This is a genomic window from Chitinimonas violaceus (genome assembly GCF_052601015.1).
Map to the genome: position 1 here is coordinate 1 of NZ_JBQXDJ010000238.1, position 412 is coordinate 412.

The following is a 412-nucleotide window of genomic DNA, read 5'->3' on the forward strand; positions in this document are numbered from 1 at the left end:
AGCCATTGGCCGCTGCGATTCGGCCGATCTACACCGCACCAAGCGCAGAGGCGGCACTGGCAGAGTTGGAGGCGTTTGCTGAAGGCCCCTTGGGCCAGAAGTTCCCGACGGTCAGTGCGGCGTGGCGCAATGCATGGGATCGTGTGATTCCCTTCTTCGCGTTTCCACCGGCGGTGCGCAAGGTGATCTATACGACAAACGCCATCGAGAACATCAACGCTCAGCTACGCAAGATCATTAAGACCCGAGGTCACTTCCCATCTGATGAAGCTGCGACGAAGCTCATCTGGCTGGCGCTGCGCAATATCACCGCTGATTGGGGCTATGCCGCCAAGGATTGGAAGACGGCCATGAACCAATTCGCTATTCTTTACGCGGATCGGTTTATTCGATCATCCGTGTGAATCTCAAA

At 56.3% G+C, this 412-nt stretch carries 1 protein-coding gene; it reads left to right on the forward strand.

Annotated features, from left to right (window positions below):
• The coding region (locus ACUHMQ_RS21115; protein ID WP_445297401.1) for a transposase at positions 1-404 on the forward strand (404 nt) is incomplete at its 5' end.
• Positions 405-412 lie beyond the last annotated feature (8 nt).